Source organism: Candidatus Thiothrix phosphatis (assembly GCF_035668035.1).
GTDB lineage: Bacteria > Pseudomonadota > Gammaproteobacteria > Thiotrichales > Thiotrichaceae > Thiothrix > Thiothrix phosphatis.
The window spans coordinates 14,863-36,590 of the sequence record NZ_JAYMYJ010000122.1; the positions used below are offsets into that span (position 1 = coordinate 14,863).

18 protein-coding genes are annotated in these 21,728 nt (G+C 56.1%); 1 reads left to right on the plus strand and 17 read right to left on the minus strand.

Annotated features, from left to right (window positions below):
• Positions 1-6: 6 nt before the first annotated feature.
• Both secA and VSS37_RS13900 read right to left on the minus strand, forming a co-directional pair.
• Positions 7-2,709, minus strand: a complete 2,703-nt coding sequence (secA, locus tag VSS37_RS13895; RefSeq protein ID WP_324696177.1) for a preprotein translocase subunit SecA — start codon at positions 2,707-2,709, stop codon at positions 7-9.
• 115 nt (positions 2,710-2,824) lie between these two features.
• Positions 2,825-3,640, minus strand: coding sequence for a peptidoglycan DD-metalloendopeptidase family protein (locus VSS37_RS13900; protein WP_324696179.1), 816 nt, complete (start codon positions 3,638-3,640; stop codon positions 2,825-2,827).
• A gap of 240 nt (positions 3,641-3,880) precedes the next feature.
• On the opposite strand from VSS37_RS13900, the gene VSS37_RS13905 reads away from it, so the two are divergent.
• Positions 3,881-4,306 (plus strand): hypothetical protein, encoded by a 426-nt coding sequence (locus VSS37_RS13905; RefSeq protein ID WP_324696181.1) that lies wholly within the window; start codon positions 3,881-3,883, stop codon positions 4,304-4,306.
• Here the strand turns inward: VSS37_RS13905 and lpxC are convergent.
• The 15 genes from lpxC to rsmH form a co-directional block, all read right to left on the minus strand.
• The gene (gene lpxC, locus VSS37_RS13910; protein ID WP_324696183.1) at positions 4,303-5,220 is read right to left on the minus strand and encodes a UDP-3-O-acyl-N-acetylglucosamine deacetylase; all 918 of its coding nucleotides are present in this window, start codon (positions 5,218-5,220) and stop codon (positions 4,303-4,305) included. The two genes, VSS37_RS13905 and lpxC, sit on opposite strands and share 4 nt — an antisense overlap.
• Before the next feature lie 246 nt (positions 5,221-5,466).
• Complete coding sequence (ftsZ, locus tag VSS37_RS13915; RefSeq protein ID WP_324696185.1) at positions 5,467-6,624, minus strand: cell division protein FtsZ; 1,158 nt, start codon at positions 6,622-6,624, stop codon at positions 5,467-5,469.
• A gap of 18 nt (positions 6,625-6,642) precedes the next feature.
• Positions 6,643-7,887, minus strand: coding sequence for a cell division protein FtsA (ftsA, locus tag VSS37_RS13920; protein WP_324696186.1), 1,245 nt, complete (start codon positions 7,885-7,887; stop codon positions 6,643-6,645).
• Entirely contained in the window at positions 7,868-8,692 is an 825-nt protein-coding gene (locus VSS37_RS13925) for a cell division protein FtsQ/DivIB (RefSeq protein ID WP_324696188.1), read from the minus strand. Before VSS37_RS13925 ends, ftsA begins: the two co-directional genes overlap by 20 nt.
• Positions 8,692-9,612: a D-alanine--D-alanine ligase gene (locus VSS37_RS13930; RefSeq protein ID WP_324696189.1), complete on the minus strand. Its 921-nt coding sequence runs from the start codon at positions 9,610-9,612 to the stop codon at positions 8,692-8,694. The genes VSS37_RS13925 and VSS37_RS13930 overlap by 1 nt, the downstream gene beginning before the upstream one ends.
• Complete coding sequence (murC, locus tag VSS37_RS13935) at positions 9,609-11,045, minus strand: UDP-N-acetylmuramate--L-alanine ligase (RefSeq protein ID WP_324696191.1); 1,437 nt, start codon at positions 11,043-11,045, stop codon at positions 9,609-9,611. The genes VSS37_RS13930 and murC overlap by 4 nt, the downstream gene beginning before the upstream one ends.
• Positions 11,046-12,167 carry an undecaprenyldiphospho-muramoylpentapeptide beta-N-acetylglucosaminyltransferase gene (gene murG / locus VSS37_RS13940; RefSeq protein ID WP_324696193.1) on the minus strand — a complete coding sequence of 374 codons (1,122 nt, stop codon included), beginning with the start codon at positions 12,165-12,167 and terminating at the stop codon, positions 11,046-11,048.
• Positions 12,160-13,389, minus strand: coding sequence for a putative lipid II flippase FtsW (gene ftsW / locus VSS37_RS13945; protein WP_324696194.1), 1,230 nt, complete (start codon positions 13,387-13,389; stop codon positions 12,160-12,162). Before ftsW ends, murG begins: the two co-directional genes overlap by 8 nt.
• Positions 13,386-14,723, minus strand: a complete 1,338-nt coding sequence (gene murD / locus VSS37_RS13950) for a UDP-N-acetylmuramoyl-L-alanine--D-glutamate ligase (protein ID WP_324696196.1) — start codon at positions 14,721-14,723, stop codon at positions 13,386-13,388. Before murD ends, ftsW begins: the two co-directional genes overlap by 4 nt.
• Positions 14,724-14,739: 16 nt before the next feature.
• Positions 14,740-15,819 carry a phospho-N-acetylmuramoyl-pentapeptide-transferase gene (gene mraY / locus VSS37_RS13955; RefSeq protein WP_324696197.1) on the minus strand — a complete coding sequence of 360 codons (1,080 nt, stop codon included), beginning with the start codon at positions 15,817-15,819 and terminating at the stop codon, positions 14,740-14,742.
• A complete protein-coding gene (locus VSS37_RS13960; protein ID WP_324696201.1) occupies positions 15,819-17,165 on the minus strand; it encodes a UDP-N-acetylmuramoyl-tripeptide--D-alanyl-D-alanine ligase in 1,347 nt (448 codons plus the stop codon). Before VSS37_RS13960 ends, mraY begins: the two co-directional genes overlap by 1 nt.
• Positions 17,162-18,655 carry a UDP-N-acetylmuramoyl-L-alanyl-D-glutamate--2,6-diaminopimelate ligase gene (locus VSS37_RS13965; RefSeq protein ID WP_324696203.1) on the minus strand — a complete coding sequence of 498 codons (1,494 nt, stop codon included), beginning with the start codon at positions 18,653-18,655 and terminating at the stop codon, positions 17,162-17,164. Before VSS37_RS13965 ends, VSS37_RS13960 begins: the two co-directional genes overlap by 4 nt.
• Positions 18,656-20,515 carry a peptidoglycan D,D-transpeptidase FtsI family protein gene (locus VSS37_RS13970; RefSeq protein ID WP_324696204.1) on the minus strand — a complete coding sequence of 620 codons (1,860 nt, stop codon included), beginning with the start codon at positions 20,513-20,515 and terminating at the stop codon, positions 18,656-18,658.
• Positions 20,512-20,784, minus strand: a complete 273-nt coding sequence (gene ftsL, locus VSS37_RS13975; RefSeq protein ID WP_324696205.1) for a cell division protein FtsL — start codon at positions 20,782-20,784, stop codon at positions 20,512-20,514. The genes VSS37_RS13970 and ftsL overlap by 4 nt, the downstream gene beginning before the upstream one ends.
• Entirely contained in the window at positions 20,781-21,716 is a 936-nt protein-coding gene (rsmH, locus tag VSS37_RS13980; protein ID WP_324696206.1) for a 16S rRNA (cytosine(1402)-N(4))-methyltransferase RsmH, read from the minus strand. The genes ftsL and rsmH overlap by 4 nt, the downstream gene beginning before the upstream one ends.
• Between the last annotated feature and the right edge of the window lie 12 nt (positions 21,717-21,728).

Below are 21,728 nucleotides of genomic sequence, written 5' to 3' on the forward strand. Positions count from 1 at the left end.
TATTGCTTAACTCAACTTGCCGTGGCACTGCTTGTATTTCTTGCCAGAACCACAAGGGCAAGGATCGTTGCGCCCCACCTTGGCTTCTTCCCGTTGGTAAGTGTCGCCGCCCACAACAGCGTCCACGACTTCTTCCTCAGATTCAAAGCTGTTGGCATCAGGATGGGAAAACTCCATCGGCTGCTCCGGACGCTCCTCCAGATCCGCCATGGCTTTTTGTGGCTCCTGCAACTGGATGCGCATCAGGAAGGCGACCACATCATGCTTGATGCGCTCCAACAGCTGTTCGAACATTTCGAAAGCTTCGCGCTTGTATTCCTGCTTGGGATTTTTTTGCGCATATCCACGCAGGCCAACGCTCTGGCGCAAATAATCCATTGCCACCAGATGTTCCTTCCATTCGGTATCCAGCACATGCAACATGACATCGCGTTCCAGCCGACGCATGTTGGGCGCACCAATCATGTCCTCTTTCTGCTTGAGTGCTGCGGCGGTTTTTTCCTGGATACGGTCACGCAGGGATTCCTCATACAGGCTCCGGTCTTCCGCCAGCCAAGCCTTGATCGGCAAATCCAAGCCGAAGTCGGTGTACAGTTGTTTGTAGAGGCCATCCAGATCCCATTGTTCGTCAACACTCCCCGGCGGGATATGAAAAGCAAACGCGGTGTCAATCACATCCTCACGGATGGCATCGATGGTTTCCTTAATGTCTTCCGCCTCCAGCAAATCATTGCGTTGGGCGTAAATCACCTTGCGCTGGTCATTGGCGACATCATCGTATTCCAGCAAGTGCTTGCGGATGTCATAGTTATGCGCTTCCACCTTGCGTTGGGCATTTTCGATGGACTTGGACACCAGCCCGGCCTCAATCGCCTGGCCTTGCTCCATCCCCAGCTTCTGCATCATGCTCTTGACCCGGTCGGATGCAAAAATACGCATCAAGTTGTCTTCCAACGACAGGAAGAAACGTGAAGAGCCAGGGTCACCCTGACGTCCGGAACGGCCACGCAACTGGTTGTCGATACGGCGGGATTCATGGCGCTCGGTGCCGAGAATATGCAAACCGCCGGATTCAACCACTGCGTCATGACGTTTTTGCCACAAGGCACGGATTTTGGCGACCGCATCAGGATCTGGATTTTCACCCAGTTGGTGAATTTCCTCATCAACACTGCCACCCAGCACAATGTCAGTGCCCCGCCCCGCCATATTGGTGGCGATCGTGACGGCGCATGGGCGACCTGCATTGGCGACAATATGTGCCTCGCGTTCATGCTGTTTGGCATTGAGGACTTCATGCGGAATCCGTAACGCTTTCAGCTTGTTGGAAACCAGCTCAGAGGTTTCGATGGAGGCAGTGCCCACCAGCACCGGCCTGTTCTTGCCGACCTGCTCCTGGATTTCCTGGATAATGGCTTCGTATTTTTCCTCCGCCGTCAGATAGACCAAATCGTTGGAATCGATCCGGATCATCGAACGGTGGGTTGGAATGACAACAACCTCCAAGCCATAGATTTGCTGCAACTCATAAGCTTCCGTGTCAGCAGTGCCCGTCATCCCTGAAAGCTTTTCGTACAAACGGAAGTAGTTCTGGAACGTGATGGATGCCAGCGTCTGGTTTTCCGCCTGAATTTCCACCTGCTCCTTGGCTTCGATCGCTTGATGCAGCCCTTCTGACCAACGCCGACCCGGCATAGTCCGCCCGGTGAATTCATCGACAATAATGATCTTGCCATCACGCACGATGTAATCAACATTGCGCTGGAACAAGGCATGGGCACGCAACGCCGCATTCAGGTGATGGAGAATGCTGATGCTGACAGTATCGTATAAGCCCTGCCCTTCCGGCAGAACGCCCGCTGTCTGCAACAACTGCTCCGCGCGTTCCTGACCTGCCTCGGTCAAATAAACCTGACGGGCTTTTTCATCTACGGAATAATCACCAGGCCCATCCTCTTGCTGCTGTTTTGTCAGTTCGGGAATCAGCTTGTCAATGGCGATGTACAATTGGGAGGCATCGTGGCTGGGGCCGGAGATGATCAGCGGAGTACGCGCCTCATCAATCAGGATTGAGTCCACTTCGTCCACAATCGCATAATTCAACGGACGCTGCACACGGTCTTCCTTGCGGAAGGCCATATTGTCACGCAGATAGTCGAAGCCAAATTCGTTGTTTGTGCCATAGGTAATGTCGGCTGCGTAAGCAACGCGGCGTTCTTCTGAATTCAAGCTATTCGTGATGACGCCGGTGGACATGCCCAAAAAGCCATACACCTTACCCATTTGCGCAGCGTCGCGCTGGGCAAGGTAATCATTGACAGTGATGACATGCATCCCTTTACCGGGCAGCGCATTCAGATAAGCCGCAAGCGTTGCCACCAAGGTTTTGCCTTCACCCGTTTTCATCTCGGCGATCTTGCCGTCATTCAACACCATGCCGCCAATCATCTGCACATCATAATGGCGCATCCCCAACACCCGTTGGCTGGCCTCACGCACAACGGCAAAGGCTTCAGGCAGCAGGTTATCCAACGGCTCGTCCTGTTGCAGGCGGTTACGGAACTCAGTGGTTTTTGCAGCTAATTGGACATTTGACAGGGATTTGTATTGCTCTTCCAGAGCATTGATTTTTTTGACTGTTTTGGAATAAGACTTGACCAGGCGGTCATTGCGGCTGCCAAAAATCTTTTTGGCTACAGAACCCAGCATACGTTTCTCTCTATATCCTTTCCAAATAGAAAGTCCGGTGCAGCACCACTTGGGCTTAGGCGCTACACCGGACGGCTTAATCCATTATATACGGATTAACTGGCTGTACGGTGAATTATTCTTCGTACCCAAGGTATTCGCGTGGATTGACTTGCTCACCATTTTTCAGCACTTCCAAATGCAGGTGAGGGCCGGTGGAGCGGCCAGTATTTCCCATCCAGGCAATCATGTCGCCTTTTTTAACAACCTGCCCAGCCTTGGCCTTAGTAGAACTCAGGTGAGCGTAACGGCTGATGAGGCCATCACCATGGTCAATTTCCACCACATTGCCATAACCATTTTTGGGGCCAACATAGGAAACAACGCCCGCCCCGACAGCGTAAATGTCCGTACCAACCGGCCCGGCGAAATCAATGCCCTTGTGCAAACGCCGGTATCCATTGAAAGGGTCGCGCCTGAAACCGAATTCAGACGAAATGTACCCACTGTGTACTGGACGCCCAGATGGCATGACCTCCGCCTGTAGGGTCAACCCCTCCAGAATCTGGTCCAGTGTCGCCAGCATGCCCTTTTCCCTATCGACCCTACTTTCAGCTGTCTGAAAAGCCATCAACAATTCATTTGATGAGATTTTCTGCCGCAGCACACCTGGGTCATCCAGATCCACACCGCCCCGCCCTGGTTCCGCATCCAGGGAAAACTCTTTTGGATCAAGCTTCGCCTTATTTGCAACCCGTTTCGCCAACGCGTTCAGGCGCGCAATTTCGGCCTCCAGCGTACCCAAGCGGACAGAGAGGGTGTCAACATCAACGGTATAGTTGGCATACGCCTTTTTGATCTGGTCGACTGTTGAAATCTGCTGCTCCAGCGCCGACAACAGCTTGCCTGCATCATTCCGGGAAATATCGGCGTTCTGCGGTGTTGAATCCAAACGGTACAAACCTAGCATTTGGTTAATGGAAAGACCCAACAGCAGCAAAGCAATAACACCCGCTGGAATGATCAAATGTTGCCATGGTTGTAGAATGAAAGAGGTACGGCGCGAACCATCATCACTTAGACAGATTACCTGCATGGTAGAAAATCTCTCAGATTCCTTGTAAGTTCAAAAAATGCGATCATCGGTTCTCAATGATAGTAGGGGGCAGCAACGTTGGGAGAGAAAAACAGCATGAAAAGAGTTAATCAACTGATTAATAAAGATATTGATGAAAGACTCCATCAACTTGATGAACTGACTGAAGTAATTGCTCACTTCTTTTCCATCCCCGCTGAAAACCGCTTTTGGCCTTTACTAAAAAACCAGCGCATAACACTACTGACCGATGACCCTCATTTTGCGACACAGGCCCGCTTCCAGCAGAACCTGTTGTGTAAACATTTAAGCAAATACTTAAACACTAAAATTCGCAATGCCGATATTAAGGTGATCGGCTTACCCGTTGCAAGTTTTGAACAAGAAATGGGCAAATTTAGATTTTCAAGCAACACTGCAAACATTGTGCAAAGCATTGCCCAAAGCATTGATGATAAAGAGCTTCAAACAGCTATTCGACAGTTGGCTAGAACTGCCAGCCGTCTGCCCCCCGATGCCTAGATTCCTGCGAAAACATAACTGTCGACAAAAATGGCCTGTTCTTTTTGTTTGGCTGCCAGTGTCACCATCTCCCATGCATCTTGCTGCTGCAACAAGGCGCGAACCAGCAGATTATTAATTGCATGGCCTGATTTATGACCCTGATAAGCACCGATAATTCCATGCCCCAACGTATACAGATCGCCGATAGCGTCCAGGATTTTGTGGCGGATAAATTCATCCGCATAGCGCAACCCATCCTGATTCAACACCCTGAACTCATCCAGCACGATAGCGTTTTCCAAACTACCGCCCAACCCCAGATTGCGGGAACGCAGCATTTCCACATCACGCATGAAACCGAACGTGCGGGCTCGGGCTATTTCACTGGCATAGGCCTGACGGGAAAAATCGATTTCCAACGATTGGGCCGTCGCGCTAACCGCAGGATGGTCAAATTCAATTTCGAAACTAGCTTTAAACCCTTCATAAGGAAGCAACTTTGCCCAAGCATCCCCCTTGCCTGCCTCAATGGGTTGTTTGATACGGATGAAACGTTTGGGCGCTTTAAGCTCTTCAATGCCAACTGACAATAGCAGGTACAGAAACGGCGCGGCACTGCCATCCATGATAGGAATTTCCGCCGCATCCAAATCGACGTACAGGTTGTCGATGCCCAAACCCGCCAAAGCTGACAACAAATGCTCGACAGTCGCCACCTTCATCTCCCCGTCGACCAAGGCGGTGCACAGCATGGTTTCGCCTACCCGTTCAGGATGCAATTCAAGCAAGGTTGGAGGGTTCATGTCGACCCGGCGGAATACAATGCCGGTGTTAGAAGAAGCAGGGCGTAAGGTCATGGAAACCTTCTTTCCTGAGTGCAGGCCGATACCCACTGTTGATACCGTTGCCTTCAATGTCCGTTGCCTTAACAAGGTATACTCCCTTTCGTTGTTGGCGCATTATTTTTTTAGAATGTTCCGGATTCCAGAATTCTAGCCAATATGACCAGCCGGAATCTGAACGACTATAGCCCAAAAACGAAAAATCGCCTGAAAATCGACTTATGGAGGTGGATTTTCGGCTGATCCTGTCAGCAACACTGCTCGAATAACGGCCAGAACATCGCTGCCCTGGCCGTTAGGGGCATGTTTATTCTTCAAACGCAGCTCCGATAGAGCCTAGTCTGCCTGTTTACGCAGGAAGGCTGGGATATCCAAGTTGTTTTCGCTGCTCTGACGCACATAGGTTGGAATATCCAGCACATTTTCGTATCGGCCTCTTCCTCCGACCGCAACTTTTTGCACGGGTTCCAACTGCACCGACTGCAACTTGGCGACACGCGGCTGTTCAACGGGCTTTTTTGGCATTGCCGCCGTGCCAGTTTCTTCAAGGCCAGTCGCCACGATAGTGACACGGATCTTGTCGCCCAACGTCTCATCCATGGTCGTGCCAATAATGACGTTGGCGTCATCTGATGCAAACTGGCTAATAACGGCACCCACTTCTTCAAATTCGTGCATGGTCATATCCATGCCGCCGCTGATGCTGACCAAAATGCCGCTGGATCCATCCAAACGAATATCTTCCAACAATGGGCTGGAAATCGCCATCGTAGCCGCTTTGGAAGCCCGGTCTTCACCCTGGGCTTCACCGGTTCCCATCATCGTGACGCCGCCATTAGACATAACTGCTTTCACGTCGGCAAAGTCCACATTGATCAGGCCAGGGCTGGTGATCAGCTCAGAAATGCCCTGCACCGCATTCAGCAACACGTCATTAGCTGCTGCAAATGCGGCCTGCATGGATACATTCTTGCCCAGTGAAGTCAGCAGTTTCTGGTTTGGGATAGTGATCAATGAATCGACAAACTTGCCCAACTCCCCAATGCCGTAGTCCGCTGATTGTTTACGACGCAAACCTTCCAGCATGAACGGGCGGGTCACGACCGCCACCGTCAGGATACCCATATCCCGCGCGATTTCAGCAATCACTGGGGCAGCGCCAGTGCCGGTGCCACCACCCATGCCTGCGGTGATGAACAGCATATCCGTGCCACTGATCAGTTCACGGATACGGTCACGATCTTCTATAGCTGCCTCCCGTCCGATATCCGGCTTGGCTCCTGCGCCCAACCCTTTGGTCAGCGAAGCGCCCAATTGCAAAACACTTTTGATGCCCATTCCCTGCAACGCTTGGGCGTCAGTATTGGCGCAAATATATTCAACGCCTTCGATCCCGGACTCAGCCATGTGCTTGACGGCATTTCCGCCGCCTCCGCCCACCCCGATCACCTTGATTACAGCACCTTTTGCTGCGCTATCCATTAATTCAAACATGCCCGTACTCTCCGACTGTTAAAAATTACCGTTAAACCAGTTCCTCAAACGTCCCCACCAGCCATCTTCCGTTGATATGATGCTTGCAGTGGATGGACCGTGTTTGATTCCGTAAGCCTGCTGCGCCATCCCGTACAGCAGTAACCCTACCCCAGTGGAATGGATAGGATTTTCGACTTCACCCCGCAAACCGCCGACATTTCGCGGCATGCCGATGCGCACAGGCATATGGAACACCTCTTCGGCCAACTCGCGCACCCCTTTCATCTTAGAGGAGCCACCTGTCAGCACGATGCCTGCACCAATCCGTTCTTCATAACCGCTACGACGCAGTTCCTGCAGAACGAGTGAAAACAGTTCTTCATAGCGGGGTTCAATGACCGACGCAAGAGTCTGGACAGACAGACTGCGCGGTTCACGCTCCCCGACACCCGGCACTTCGATCAGCTCGTCATCATCGACCAGCTGACGCAACGCCCGGCCATATTTGATCTTGATTTCTTCTGCATATTGGGTAGGCGTCCGCACCGCCACCGCGATGTCATTGGTCACCTGGTCACCTGCAATGGGAATGACCGCAGTATGGTGAATGGAGCCATTCATAAAAACTGCAATGTCACTAGTGCCCCCGCCGAGGTCGACCAAACAGACGCCCAACTCCTTTTCATCCTCTTCCAATACAGCATAGCTAGACGCCACCTGCTCCAGAATGATGTCTTCGACATTCAAGCCGCAGCGCTCCACGCACTTGACCAAGTTTTGGGCGGCACTATGGGCGGCTGTCACCAGATGCACCCGCGCCTCCAAGCGCACCCCCGACATGCCGACCGGCTCACGAATGCCTTCCTGCTGGTCAATCACGTATTCCTGCGGCAACACATGCAGAATACGCTGGTCAGCAGGAATCGCCACCGCCCGCGCGGCATCCATCACCCGCTCGACATCGTTGTTGGTCACTTCCTTGTCCTTGATCGCCACAATGCCGTGGGAGTTAAGGCTACGCACATGGCTGCCAGCAATTCCGACGTAGACCGAACGGATCTGTACGCCCGCCATCAACTCGGCCTCTTCCACCGCCCGCTGAATAGACTGGATAGTGGATTCGATGTTGACCACCACGCCTTTTTTCATGCCACGGGAAGGATATGAACCAATTCCGATGATTTCCAGGCGTCCTGCGTCATTGATTTCACCAACCAAGGCAACCACCTTCGAGGTGCCCAAGTCCAGTGCGACAATCACGTTATGCTCTTTCTTTGACATCTCTCACTCCTGCGACTCCGCCTGTTGAACCCCGCGAACCGATTGGGGATTGCTTCCATTCCACTGCAAAACCGTTGGTATAGCGCAGATCCACCCGCCGCAGATTGCCAAGTTTGCTGGCCAATTCCCGCTGAAAACCAACCTTGAACCGTTCAATCCGGCGCTCCTGATTTTCGTTGCCAATAAGGACTTCCGGCCCCCCCTTGATCTTTAACCGCCAAGAGCCGCCTTCATCTTCTGTCAGTTCCGAAATTTCCAGCGGCAAACCCTTCAGCCATCCCTTGACTTGGATATATCGCTCACCCATTTCCCGGCCTTTGTCTTCCGGACTGTAGAGAGTTGGAAAAATACCACGCATGGCGGGTAGGTCAGCAGCGAACAGTTCGCCATACTGGTTCATCAGCCGTTCTTTTCCCCAAAAAGCCACCGGGTGTTGCTCTTCGACGGACACGATCAACTGATCTGGCCATGCTTTGCGCAAATTAACCGCACGAACCCATGGTAACGTTTCAAGATCAGCTTCCAGGGCGTCGGTATCCAGAAGATACAGGTTGGTATGCGTGTATTTTTCAATAACTGCCTGTAATTCCGTATCTTTAATAAACTTTCTCTCGCCTTGAACATCAACCCGACTAATGGATAAATTTTCTGGATTATTCAGGAACGCCCGGGCTCCCAGTACAGCGCCCAACAACACCAACGCCAGCGCAAACACAGTGACCAGCCGTAACAGACGTGGGGAAACCTCCGTCAACCGGAAATCTGGTCGAGAATGTTTGGCCGTCTTTCGGCGTGGTTTCGCCATTACAACGTGGTCTCCAGTATGCGCATGACCAGCGCGTTGAAATCCATCCCCGCAACGCGGGCTCCCATTGGCACCAAGCTATGGTCAGTCATGCCAGGATTGGTGTTGACCTCAATCAACCATGCATTGCCAGCGGCGTCACGCATCATGTCGACCCGCCCCCAGCCACGCCCACCGACCACATCGAACGCCTGCCTGGCCAGTTGCTGCATGGCCTGCTCTTCTGCAGCGTCCAACCCGCACGGACAGAAATAGCGGGTGTCATCTGACAAGTATTTGGCTTCGTAATCGTAAAACTCACCCGGCACTTCCAACCTGATCAACGGCAGGGACTCACCTGCAACGATTCCAGCCGTATATTCCGCTCCCGTAACCCATTGCTCAACCAGCACTGCGGAACTGCATTCCGCAGCCTTGCGGTAGGCACCTTCCAGTTCGCCCGCAACTTTCACCTTGCTCATACCGATGCTGGAGCCTTCGGTGGCGGGCTTCACCATCAGCGGCAGGCCGAGTTCCGCCACCACGCCATCGAAATCGGCATCCGCCGTCAACACCCGGTAAGCAGGGGTCGGCAAGCCAGCGCCCGCCCATAACCGCTTGGTCATGAGCTTATCCATACTGATGGCCGAGGCCATCACACCGCAGCCTGTGTACGGCAAGCCAAGAATTTCCAGCGCCCCTTGCAACACGCCATCCTCACCGCCTGCGCCATGCAGAATGTTGAATACACGGTCGAATTTGCCTGCCTGCAACACACTGATGATATTGCGGCCAACATCAATGCCGTGGGCGTCCACACCACTTGCCTGCAAGGCTTTCAGGACTGCTGCGCCGCTTTTCAAGGAAACCGGGCGTTCAGCCGCCCAACCGCCGTACAGAACCGCCACCTTGCCGAATTTGGCCTTCATGTCCTGACTCATGACATCCCCTCCGCCTTCATGGACAGCTTCTCCGGCAGGCTGGCGGCCAGCCCGCCCACGCTACCTGCGCCCTGCGTCAGGATGATGTCGCCATCTTGCAGGACATGCTTCAGCACTCCCGGCACATCCTCCACATCCGTGACGAAGATCGGGTCAACTTTGCCGCGAATGCGGATGGCCCGAGCCAGTGCGCGCCCATCAGCGCCGGGGATCGGCTGTTCGCTGGCAGGGTAAACATCCATCAGCACCAGCACGTCGGTTTCAGACAGCACTTGGGCGAAATCTTCGAACAGGTCGCGGGTGCGGGTGTAGCGGTGCGGCTGAAACACCTGCACCAAACGGCGTGTGGGCCAGGCGTTACGCACCGCATCCAGGGTGGCTTTCATTTCACGCGGATGATGGCCATAGTCATCAACCAGGGTGGCCTTCTTGCCCACTGCAAACGCAATGTCGCCATACTGCTGGAAGCGGCGACCCACGCCATCAAATTTGCGCAACCCGTCAACAATGGCCTGATCCGGCACATCCAGTTCCGTCGCAATCGCAATCGCCGCCAGCGCATTCAGCACATTATGACGGCCTGGCAGGTTCAGGGTGATCGCCAACGGCGCTTTGCCACGATGGCGGCGCACCGTGAAATGGCTTTGGGTGCCAGCAAAGCGCATCTCCACCGCCTGCAAATCAGCGTCATCGCCAAAGCCATAGGTCACCACCGGACGGCTGACTTCAGGCAGGATTTCACGCACATATTCATCATCCACACACAGCACCGCCAGCCCGTAAAACGGCAGATGGTGCAGGAATTCCACGAAAGTCTGCTTCAGCTTGGCGAAATCGCCACCATAAGTGGACATGTGGTCTTCGTCGATATTGGTCACCACCGCAATCATCGGCTGCAAATACAGGAAGGAGGCGTCACTCTCATCGGCCTCCGCCACCAGATACTCGCCGGTGCCGAGCTTGGAATTGCTGGCGGAACTGTTCAGCTTGCCGCCAATCACATACGTCGGGTCCATGCCACCCTCCACCAGCAGGCTGGTGGTCAGGCTAGTGGTGGTGGTTTTGCCGTGGGTGCCCGCCACCGCGATCCCCTGACGGAAACGCATCAGCTCCGCCAACATTTCGGCGCGGCGCACGATGGGGATGCGCTGTTCACGCGCGGCAATGATTTCCGGGTTGCTGTTGTCAATGGCGGTGGAAACCACAATCACATCCGCGCCTTCGGCCTGCTCCGCCTTATGCCCTTTGTAAACCGTCACGCCCAGCGATTGCAGGCGGCGGGTCATGGCGCTTTCCGCCACGTCAGAGCCGGAAACGCTGTAACCCAGATTGGCGACCACCTCGGCAATGCCGCCCATGCCCGCACCGCCAATGCCAATAAAATGCAGGCGGTTGATGCGTTTACGGGCAAGCTGGTCATTTCCTATCTTCATCTATTGTTTTCCTGTTTTATTATCAAAGTCATAACCAGCGTAGGCAGCACAGATGGCGGCCACCTGCGCGGTAGCGTCAGGCTTGGCCAATTGCCGGGAAGCCATACCCATCTGTCGCAACCTGTCGCGGTCAGAACACAAATCTTGCAACACGCCCGCCAGTTTTTCCGGCGTCAGGTCACGTTGCTGGATCAGCAAGGCGGCATCATTGTCAGCCAGATATTTGCCATTGGCGGTCTGATGGTCATCCACCGCATACGGGAATGGCACCAGCACCGCCGCCACGCCTGCCGCCGCCAGTTCCGCGATGGTCAAGGCACCTGCGCGGCAAATCACCAGATCAGCCCAGGCATAAGCTGCCGCCATGTCTTCGATGAACGGCATGACTTCAGCTGTAACGCCAGCGTCAGCATATTGTTGACTGGCCTCATCGATATTGCGCACACCCGCCTGATGCCGCACCAGCGGACGGATTGATCCATCCAGCTGCGCCAGCGCCTGAGGAACCATTTGGTTCAACGCCTGTGCGCCCAGACTGCCGCCAACCACCAGCACATGCACAGGCTCATCCGCCCGCGCCGCCAGACGCGCTTCCGGCGCTGGCAAGCTGGCGATGTCCAAGCGCACCGGATTGCCGGTCGCCATCACCTTGCCATTGCCAGCGAACGTGTTGGGGAAACCTTCCAGCACCCGGCGGCTGACGGTCGACAACAGCTTGTTGGTCAAACCGGCGACAGCATTTTGCTCATGGATCACCACCGGCTTGCCCATCAGCGCCGCCACCAGACCGCCAGGGCCTGCCACAAACCCACCCATGCCCAGCACCGCCGCCGGTTTGTGCCGCAGCATGATGCTGACGGATTGCACCAGCGCCCGAACCAAGTTGACCGGTGCCATCAGCAGGGTCTGCCAGCCTTTGCCGCGTAAACCATTCACATCCAACCATGCCATTTCGATGCCTGCCTCGGGGATGACGCGCGCCTCCAGCCCCTTGCGGGTTCCCATCCACACCACTGGGATGCCTTGCGCCATCAGGGCGCGGGCGACTGCCAAGCCGGGATAAACGTGGCCGCCGGTGCCGCCCGCAGTGATCATGATGGGACGTTGCGTCTGTTCAGCCACGGGCAGTCCTCCTGACAGGCCGGGATGCGCGCCATCCCGCAAGATGTTTTTCAGGCAGCCCCATCAAGGCGGACTGGGTTTCACGGTGCACACGCATCAGCAAAGCCATCGCCACCAGCGTCACCATCAGGCTACTGCCACCATAACTCATCAACGGCAAGGTCAAACCTTTGGGCGGCAGCACCGCCAAATTCACACCAATATGCAAGATGACCTGGAACCCCATCCAGAAACCAACGCCATAGGCGACATAGGCACCAAAATGCCTGCCGGTTTTATCCGCCTGGAAACCGATGACAAACGCCCGCGCCACCAACCAGCCATACAACGACAACACCAGCAGCATGCCGATAAAACCGAACTCTTCCGCCAGTATTGAGAAAATAAAATCGTTATGCGCTTCCGGCAGGTAGAACAGCTTCTGGATACTGCCGCCCAGACCGTTGCCGAACCAGCCGCCATCGCCAATCGCCATTAAGGCGTGCACGGTCTGGTAACCCTTATCGGCTTCATGCGCCCAGGGGTTCATCAACGCATCCCAGCGGGCACTGCGGTAACCCATCATCGACACCGGAATCATCACCAGGACAGCCCCACCCAGCAACAGCGCCAACCGTTTCAATGGCACGCCGCCCAGGAACAGCAACGCCAATCCGGTGACAAAAATAACGATGGTTGACCCGAAGTCCGGCTCCAGCAGCAACAATCCACCACTGACACCCAGCACCAGCAAAGGGATCAGCAATGGCTGGTAAGAAGGCGAAACCGACAGATTTTTCCCATGCCGGACCATGTAGCCGGACAAGTACAGCAGCATGATCAGTTTGGCGAGCTCCGACACCTGAACCGACATGAAGCCAAAACTCAGCCAGCGACGGCTGCCATTCACTTCCTTGCCAATCCCCGGAATCAACACCAGCACCAGCAACGCCAGCACGATTGGCAGCAAGCGGACACCCAATTGCTGCCAAAAATCCACCCTGATCTGGTACATGGCCACAGCGAGCAAGATGCCCAGCGCCAGATAAATCGCCTGACGCTGCAAATAATAGTAAGGGTCGCCATATTGTTTTTCCGCCACCCACATGGAAGCCGACGCCAACATGACAATGCCAATGCCGATAATGGCCAGTAACGCGACCAGCAGATCCCGGTCGAAGTAGCGCGCCCACGGATTGCTGTTCGGCACATCATGCAACATGGCGGTGACCTTGCGGCTCATGGCAACCCCCTGACAGCTTCGCTGAACACGTCGCCACGGTGCGCATAGCCTTTAAACATGTCGAAACTGGCGCAGGCAGGTGAAAGCAGCACATTGTCACCCGCTTGCGCCAATTCGGCGGCAGCCTTCACGGCGTCCGCCATGTCATCGGCAAACACATAAGCAGCGTAGCCTTCCACCACCGCGGCGATCTTGTCACGGTCTTCGCCGATCAGCACCAGCGCACGCGCCTTGTCGGCGGCCACCGGGCGCAAAGGGGAAAAATCCGCCCCTTTGCCCTGCCCACCGGCAATCAGCACGGTTTTGCCCGGCAGGCCAGCCAGCGCCGCCAGCGTTGCGCCGACATTGGTGCCTTTGGAGTCGTTGAACCAGTTCACCCCATGCCGTTCCCGCACCCATTGGGTCCGGTGCGGCAATCCGGTGAACTCACGCAGCGCCGCCAGCATGCCTGCAAGCGGAATGCCCGCAGCTTCGCCCAACGCCAGTGCGGCCAGCGCATTGGCATAGTTGTGCTCGCCCGGCAGCCGCATGTCATTGACTGCCAACAGCAAGCTTTCGCCTTTCGCCAGCCAGCGCCCGCCATCCTGCTCACGTACCCCGTACTGACCGGCGGCAGGCGCATCCAGGCCGAAAGAAACCGCCGCGCCCGTCACCATTGCCATCACCAGCGGATCATCCCGATTGACCACGGCGCAGGCCGCATCCCGGTAAACCACCTGTTTGGCAGCAGCGTAATCCGCGTAGCTGGCGTAACGGTCCATATGGTCTTCGCTGACATTCAGCACCACCGCTGCCACCGCCCGCAATGAATGCGTGGTTTCCAACTGGAAGCTGGACAGTTCCATCACATACAAGTCGAGCGTCGGCTGTTCCAGCAAATCCAATGCGGCGTAACCCAGATTGCCGCCTGCGTAGGATTTCATGCCCGCCTTTTTCGCCATCAGATCCACCAGCGTGGTGACGCTGCTCTTGCCGTTGGAGCCAGTGATCGCCACCACTGGCGCTTTGGCCGCACGCACGAACAGTTCAATATCACCAATCAATTCCGCGCCGCGTGCGCCCGCCGCCTGGATTTCCGGGGTTGCGATGGCGATGCCGGGGCTGACAACCAACGTGGCAGCTTGGGCAAACAGCTCCGGAGCCTCCGCAAATGCGCCAAAGTGATAAGGTGCCGCCGGGAACCGTTCCAGCAACTCATCCTTGCCGGGTGGGTTGGCGCGGCTGTCAACCACGGCGAACGCCACGCCCTGCCTCTGCAAATAACGCGCAACCGAAAGCCCTGTCTGGCCAAGGCCGACAATCAGCGTTTCCCAGTTGTCAGTTTGCATATTCATGCGTTACCGCCACCCATTAACGAATCTTCAAGGTTGCCAAGCCAATCATCACCAGAATGACGGTGATGATCCAGAAGCGGACGATGACCCTAGGCTCGGGCCAACCCTTTTTCTCATAGTGATGATGCAGGGGAGCCATGCGGAATATCCGCTTGCCGCCCGTGGCCTTGAAATAACCGACCTGCAAGATCACCGACAGGGTTTCCAGCACAAAAACGCCACCCATGATCGCCAGCACGACCTCCTGCCGCACCACAACCGCCACAATGCCCAACGCAGCGCCCAACGCCAGCGCGCCGACATCGCCCATGAACACCTGCGCCGGGTAGGTGTTGAACCACAGGAACCCCAACCCTGCGCCGAAAATGGCGCCGCAGAACACCACGACCTCACCTGCGCCGGGGATGCGCGGAATCCCAAGGTACTGGGAAATGGTCGCATGCCCGCTGACATAAGCGAAAATGGCCAGCCCTCCCGCCACCATAATGGTCGGCATGATCGCCAGCCCATCCAGGCCATCAGTCAGGTTCACCGCATTGCTGGAGCCGACCACGACCAAGTACACCCAAGGAATGAACAGCCACCCCATCTGCCAATGCGCGCCTTTCAGGACAGGCAAAAACAGGGTCGTTTCTGTTGGCCCCGCCACAAGGTACAGGTAGATGGCGGCGGCGAAACCGATCACGGTCAGGCCAGCCGTTTTTTGCCGGGCCGTTAGCCCCAAGTTGCGGCGCTTCTTGAGCTTGATGTAATCATCCAATCCGCCCACCAAGCCAAATCCCAGCGTGACCAGCAGCACCACCCAGACATAGTGGTTGCGCAAATCGGCCCACAGCAAGGTGGAAACCGTGATCGCCAGAATAATCATCACCCCGCCCATGGTCGGCGTCCCCGCCTTCATCTGGTGCTGGGGGCCGTCCTCACGGATGTATTGCCCGATTTTCAGGCGGGTCAACGCCCGGATCATGCCCGGCCCTGTCCACAAGGCGATGAACAGCGCCGTCAACAACCCCAGAATCGCCCGCAAGGTCAGGTACTGGAACACATTGAAGCCACGGTAGAATTCGCCCAGGAATTCAAACAGCCACAACAGCATTACGCGGCCTCCTTGACAGCAGTTGCCGTCAGCGCGTCCACCACCCGCTCCATGCGGGCGGATCGGGAGCCTTTCACCAATACATTTGCACCGTGCTGCAAATCATTCTCCAGCGCAGCCAGCAACGGCTCCAATGCATGGAAAGCCAGTTCCGGCCTGCCAAATGCGGCGCTGGCGTTGGCGCTCAAATCGCCAAGCGTGTAAACGGCACCAATACCGGCCTTTGCCGCCTGCAAGCCAATATCCGCATGCAGTTGCGCACCGTTTTCACCCAGCTCCCCCATATCGCCAAGCACAAGGATCTTATCGCCATGCATGCCCGCCAGCACTTCCACCGCCGCCGCAGTTGACGTGGGGTTGGCATTGTAGGTGTCGTCAATCACCATCCCGCCATGCTTGCCGTGTTTGGGGTTCAGCCGCCCCTTGACCGGCTGCAAAGTTTCCAGCCCGCTGCGGATGACATCCAGCCCCATTCCCAGCGCCGCAGCCGCAGCCGCAGCCGCCAACGCATTCATCTGGTTATGCCGCCCCAGCAATTTCAGGCTGACCGCCGCTTCCTGGCCATCAAGCTGTAGATAAAACTGGTTATTTTCATCCACCCGGCCTTGCACATCCGCCGGATGCCGCATGCCGAAGCCCACCACCTTGCGGCCTGGGTTCAAACCCCGCCAATAGTCGGCGTAAGCGTCATCCGCATTGATGACCGCCACACCCTGACCGGCCAGGCCATTGAAAATTTCACCCTTAGCACGGGCCACGCCAGCGATGTCGCCGAAACCTTCCAGGTGCGCAGCCCCGGCATTGTTAAGCACGGCCACATCCGGACACGCGATCCGGGTCAGGTAGTCAATTTCACCAAAATGGCTGGTGCCCATTTCAATCACGGCGTAATCATCTTCCGCGCGCAAACGCAATAAGGTCAGGGGCATGCCAATGTCGTTGTTGAGATTGCCCGCCGTCGCCAGGGTACGACCCTGTTGCGCAAGGATAGCCGTCAGCATTTCTTTCAGGGTCGTTTTGCCATTGCTGCCGGTCAGCCCAACCAGCGGGCGTTGAAACTGCTTGCGCCAAGCAGCCGCCAGCCGCCCCAACGCCAGCCGCACATCATCCACCACAACTTGGGGGATCGCGGCATCCACAACCGTCGAAACCAGGGCGGCGCTGGCCTTGCCAGCCACTTGCGGCACAAAGTCATGCGCGTCGAAACGTTCGCCTTTCAACGCCAGAAACAAGTCGCCGTGCTGCGCCTGCCGGGAGTCGCGTTCAACACGCCCCACCGCCACATCTTCACCGCGCAACTCGCCGCCAGTCATCCGGGCTATGTCAGAAAGCAGCAGCCAGGTCATGCGGCGCACTCCCGCAATGCTTGCATTGCCTGGACACGGTCATCGAACGGCGTTACGCCATTGGCTAGAATCTGTACGGCTTCATGGCCTTTGCCCGCAATCAATACGGTGTCGCCCGGCTGTGCCTGACTGATGGCAAGACGGATAGCCCTTGAGCGATCGTGCTCACACGTCACGCCCTTTTTGTTAGTGATGCCCTGCATGATGTCCTCAAATATTTGCTGTGAATCTTCGGAGCGCGGATTATCGTCGGTTATGATCACCACGTCAGCTCCTGATTCCGCCTTTTGGGCCATCAATGGGCGCTTGCCCCTGTCACGGTCACCACCACAACCGAACACACACAGCAAGCGGCCACGGGTATGTACGCGCACGGCCTGCAACACTTGTTCCAAAGCACCTGGCGTATGGGCGTAATCCACCACCACCAGCTGCCCAGTCGCATCGCTGGCGGTAACACGCTCCATGCGTCCAGGCACCACCTGCACCCGCTGCAAGCGCTGCAAGGCATCAGAAAAATCCATACCAGCCGCCAACAGGACACCCAGAGCAGCCAGCAGGTTATGCAAATTGAACCTGCCGAGCACCGGTGCTGACAGCTGGCCCCGGTGTTGACCGGCAACGACTGTGGCGCTGATCCCGGCATGGTCAAACACCGGGTCAACTGCCACCAATGTGTCAGGGGGATAGGCGCCAGGGTCGCCGACACCGTAGCCAATCAGCCGCACGGGCTTCTCTCGCAACTCCTCCGCCAACCGGCAGCCAAAAGGGTCATCAAGATTTAGGACGGCGGCTTTCAGATCTGGCCAATGGAACAGCCTGCGCTTGGCTTCGGCATAAGCTTCGACAGTGCCATGGTAATCCAGGTGATCGCGGGTCAGATTGGTCAGCACCGCCACATCAAAACGGACGCCATTGACCCTGCCCTGATCCAGCGCATGGGAAGAAACCTCCATCGCCACCGAGCTAAAACCTTCCTCGCGCAACTCACGCAACAAGGCATGGACTGTCAGTGCATCCGGCGTGGTATGGGTGGCCGGTTTCAACGCACCAGGCAAGCCAATGCCCAAGGTGCCAATGACCGCCGAGGCTGGCGCACCCGCCGCGTTCATGGCTTCGGCGACAAAATGGCTGACGGAGGTTTTCCCATCCGTCCCGGTTACGCCCACCATGAACAAACTGGCGCTGGGGCTGGAATTAAAACGGTCGGCGAGGGTGCCCAAGTGCTCCCGCAAGGAAGGCACAGGCACCAACTCAACCGACAAGGGTGGCTGTTGCAAACCATTTTCCGGTTCATATAACACGGCCACTGCACCAGCGCGCACCGCTGCCTCGGCATGATCCAGGCCGTGTTGACGGGTTCCGCGCACGGCGACGAAAACCATGCCCGGTTGAATTTTGCGATTATCCAGCGTCAGCCCGCTCACCTTTATATCGGGGGCCGATTCAACAAACCCAGCCAACAAGGTGCTTAACGGCATTGTTGTCATTTATGTCGCCCCTCCCGTCTTGGCCTGCTGAGGCTGTTGTTGCAGTGTCTGTGCCGCCTGTTTGCTTTCAGGCAGGTTGTCGGGTGGCACGTCCAGCAAACGCAACGCCTCCGCCATCACCTTGGAAAAAACCGGTGCCGCCGCCCGGCCGCCGCTGTCATCAATTTTAGGTTCATCAATCTGCACCGACACCACTAACCGGGGACGACTGGCGGGGGCAACGCCGATAAAGCTGGTCATATAGCGATCATTACGATACTTGCCATCGATAAATTTATAGGCTGTGCCGGTTTTGCCCGCCACGCGGTAGCCATCCACCATCGCCTTTTCGCCTGTGCCGCCTTTTTGCACCACGGCCTCCATCATCCGCACAATCGCACGCGCAGTGCCCGACCCCATGACTTGCTGGCCAATAACGGGCTTGTCCAGCTTGTAGATGCTGGCGGGCATCAACACCCCGTTGGCGGCAAATGGCGCATAAGCATGGGTCAGTTGCAGCAAACTGGTTGACAACCCATAACCGTAACCATGCGATGCCCGGTCAACTTTTCCCCATTGGGTGTAACTGGTCAGCTCGCCCGCACTTTCCCCAGGAAAACCGGCGTCAGGCACACGGCCAAAGCCAACCCGGCTCAGGAACATCCACTGGTCGCGCGCATTCATCAACAACGCAACCCGGCTGGCACCCACGTTACTGGACTTCGCCAGCAAGGTGGGCAGGCTGATGGGGCCGTAATCATGCGGGTCCCGGACACTGTACTTGCCAAAATTGATATAGCCGGGCGAGGTGTTGACTTCCACATCCGGCCCAATGACCCGCGCCTCCAAAGCCGCCGCCAGCGTCAGCGGCTTCAGGGTGGAACCTGGCTCCGACTTGTCCGTCACCGCCCGGTTGCGGTAGAGGGAGGGCTGCAATTCCTTACGGTTGTTCGGATTGAAAGACGGCACATTCGCCATCGCCAGGATTTCCCCACTATGTGCATCCAACACAATCAGGGAGCCTGCCTTGGCGTTCAACCCATAAACCCGGGTCTTGAGCTCTTTGTAAGCCAAGTACTGGATGCGGCGGTCAATACTGAGCCGCACGTCCTGCCCTGGCTGCATTTCTTCCATATTGACGATGCTTTCAACCAGCTTGCCTTTGGCGTCGCGCACCACCCTGGTTTTGCCATCTTTGCCTGCCAGCACATCATTGCGGGCTTTTTCAACACCCTCAATGCCCACACCGTCAATATTGGTCATGCCGACGACATGGCCAGCGGTTTCCGCCAAAGGATAATAACGCCGGTATTCACGGGTTCCCGCGACACCGGGCAACTCCAAGTCAAGGATTTCATCCGCCACTTCCAATGGCAGCTGACGGCCAAGGTAGAAAAACTGCTTATTGCTCGCCTGCTGTAACTTTGTCAGCAAACTGCCTTCATCCATTTCCAGTTCACGCTCGATATGGCGAAAGCCTTCCTCCAATCGGGCGAAACGGCTGGCAGCCAAGTTTTTCGCTTCCTGCGCTTCTGCATCGGTGTTTCCTGCGGTAGCGTCAGCCACCTTCTGCGCCAATTCATAGTCACGCCGCAGATCCTCGCGCGCCTGCAACAAATCCTGCGGATTGCACCACAAGGACGTCACCGGCGAGCTGACCGCCATCGGTTCGCCGTTGCGGTCAGTGATCATGCCCCGGTAAGCCTGCACAGTGACTTCCCGCATCTGGCGTTTGTCGGCTTGCTTTTGCAGCCACTCCTGCTGGAACACTTCCAGCCATACGGCCCGTAGCATCAGGATGCCGATCACAATCAGCAAAGCAAGCATCAGGAACAGGCGTCTTCCCTGAAAAACCGGCGATTTGAGTTGTCTACGTTTCACTCGCGTATGATCCTGATATTGTCAGCAGAAGGCTTCTGCATTTTCAATTCATCCCGTGCGCGTGTTTCCACTTGCACCTGGTTCAACAACGTACTTTGCTCAAGTTTCAAACGGCTCCATTCAGCACCAAGTTCATCACGCTCTTTTTCCAGTTTTTGCAACTCAGCGAACAATTGGCGCGCATGATGGCGGTTCGCCACGACCATCAGGGCCATGGCAATCACCAGCACATACAGCAACGACAAGCCCAGCAAGCCGCCCCTGCTCATCTGCGCTCACCCACCCGCATAATGGCGCTACGGGCACGGACATTGGAGCCAACTTCCACTGCTGATGGACGCACAGCCTTGCCAATGGTTTTCATCGGCGTCTGGATAGACTCCTGCATTACAGGCAACCCTTTGGGAATATCGGGGGGTAAGGAAGCTTTGCGCAGGAAGTGTTTGACAATGCGGTCTTCCAGGGAATGGAAACTGATGGCCACCAGCCTCCCTCCTGGAGCAAGAAATTCAACTGACTGTTGCAAACACTCTTCAACATCATCCAGTTCCTGATTTACTTTTATCCTTATTGCCTGAAAACTGCGGGTAGCGGGGTGCTTCCCAGGTTCACGCTTACGTACAACGCCTGCAATCAGGGCAGCCAATTGTGTTGTTGTCTCAACAGGCCGCGCCGCCCGCACCTGCACAATTTCGCGTGCAATCTGCCGGGAAAAACGCTCTTCACCATAACGCCATAGCACATCGGCGATTTCCGCCTCATCCGACTGGTTTATCCATTGCGCCGCGCTTTTGCCGTTGGATACATCCATCCGCATATCCAGCGGCCCTTCACGCACAAAACTGAAACCGCGTTCAGCGTCATCCAATTGCGGGGACGAAACCCCAAGATCCAGCAACAACCCCTGAATCCTGTCCTTTATGCCAGCTGCAACTAGCGCCTGCGGAAAATCACGGAATGAACCATGCCATGCCAAAACGCGTGGGTCATCCCGCCAGCGTTCCTGCGCATGCGCAATGGCGGCCGGATCCTTATCAATGACAACCAAGCGGCCATCCCTACCCAGTTGTTCCAAAATCATGGCGGAATGCCCACCCCGGCCATAAGTACCGTCGACGTAAACGCCATCCTGCTGCACATGCAAAGCGTCAAGTGCTTCCCTCAACAGCACTGACTCATGCTTCCACATCGGCTCACTCATATTTCACCGTCA

Excerpts from the sequence above, each read along its gene's own strand:
- ftsA (WP_324696186.1), bottom strand. The coding sequence starts at position 7,887 with ATGTCAAAGAAAGAGCATAACGTGATTGTCGCACTGGACTTGGGCACC.
- murC (WP_324696191.1), bottom strand. The coding sequence starts at position 11,045 with ATGAAGATAGGAAATGACCAGCTTGCCCGTAAACGCATCAACCGCCTG.
- VSS37_RS13960 (WP_324696201.1), bottom strand. The coding sequence starts at position 17,165 with ATGACCTGGCTGCTGCTTTCTGACATAGCCCGGATGACTGGCGGCGAG.
- rsmH (WP_324696206.1), bottom strand. The coding sequence starts at position 21,716 with ATGAGTGAGCCGATGTGGAAGCATGAGTCAGTGCTGTTGAGGGAAGCA.
- mraY (WP_324696197.1), bottom strand. The coding sequence starts at position 15,819 with ATGCTGTTGTGGCTGTTTGAATTCCTGGGCGAATTCTACCGTGGCTTC.
- ftsL (WP_324696205.1), bottom strand. The coding sequence starts at position 20,784 with ATGAGCAGGGGCGGCTTGCTGGGCTTGTCGTTGCTGTATGTGCTGGTG.
- secA (WP_324696177.1), bottom strand. The coding sequence starts at position 2,709 with ATGCTGGGTTCTGTAGCCAAAAAGATTTTTGGCAGCCGCAATGACCGC.
- murD (WP_324696196.1), bottom strand. The coding sequence starts at position 14,723 with ATGAATATGCAAACTGACAACTGGGAAACGCTGATTGTCGGCCTTGGC.
- VSS37_RS13930 (WP_324696189.1), bottom strand. The coding sequence starts at position 9,612 with ATGAGTCAGGACATGAAGGCCAAATTCGGCAAGGTGGCGGTTCTGTAC.
- VSS37_RS13905 (WP_324696181.1), top strand. The coding sequence starts at position 3,881 with ATGAAAAGAGTTAATCAACTGATTAATAAAGATATTGATGAAAGACTC.
- VSS37_RS13965 (WP_324696203.1), bottom strand. The coding sequence starts at position 18,655 with ATGACAACAATGCCGTTAAGCACCTTGTTGGCTGGGTTTGTTGAATCG.
- VSS37_RS13925 (WP_324696188.1), bottom strand. The coding sequence starts at position 8,692 with ATGGCGAAACCACGCCGAAAGACGGCCAAACATTCTCGACCAGATTTC.
- ftsW (WP_324696194.1), bottom strand. The coding sequence starts at position 13,389 with ATGAGCCGCAAGGTCACCGCCATGTTGCATGATGTGCCGAACAGCAAT.
- ftsZ (WP_324696185.1), bottom strand. The coding sequence starts at position 6,624 with ATGTTTGAATTAATGGATAGCGCAGCAAAAGGTGCTGTAATCAAGGTG.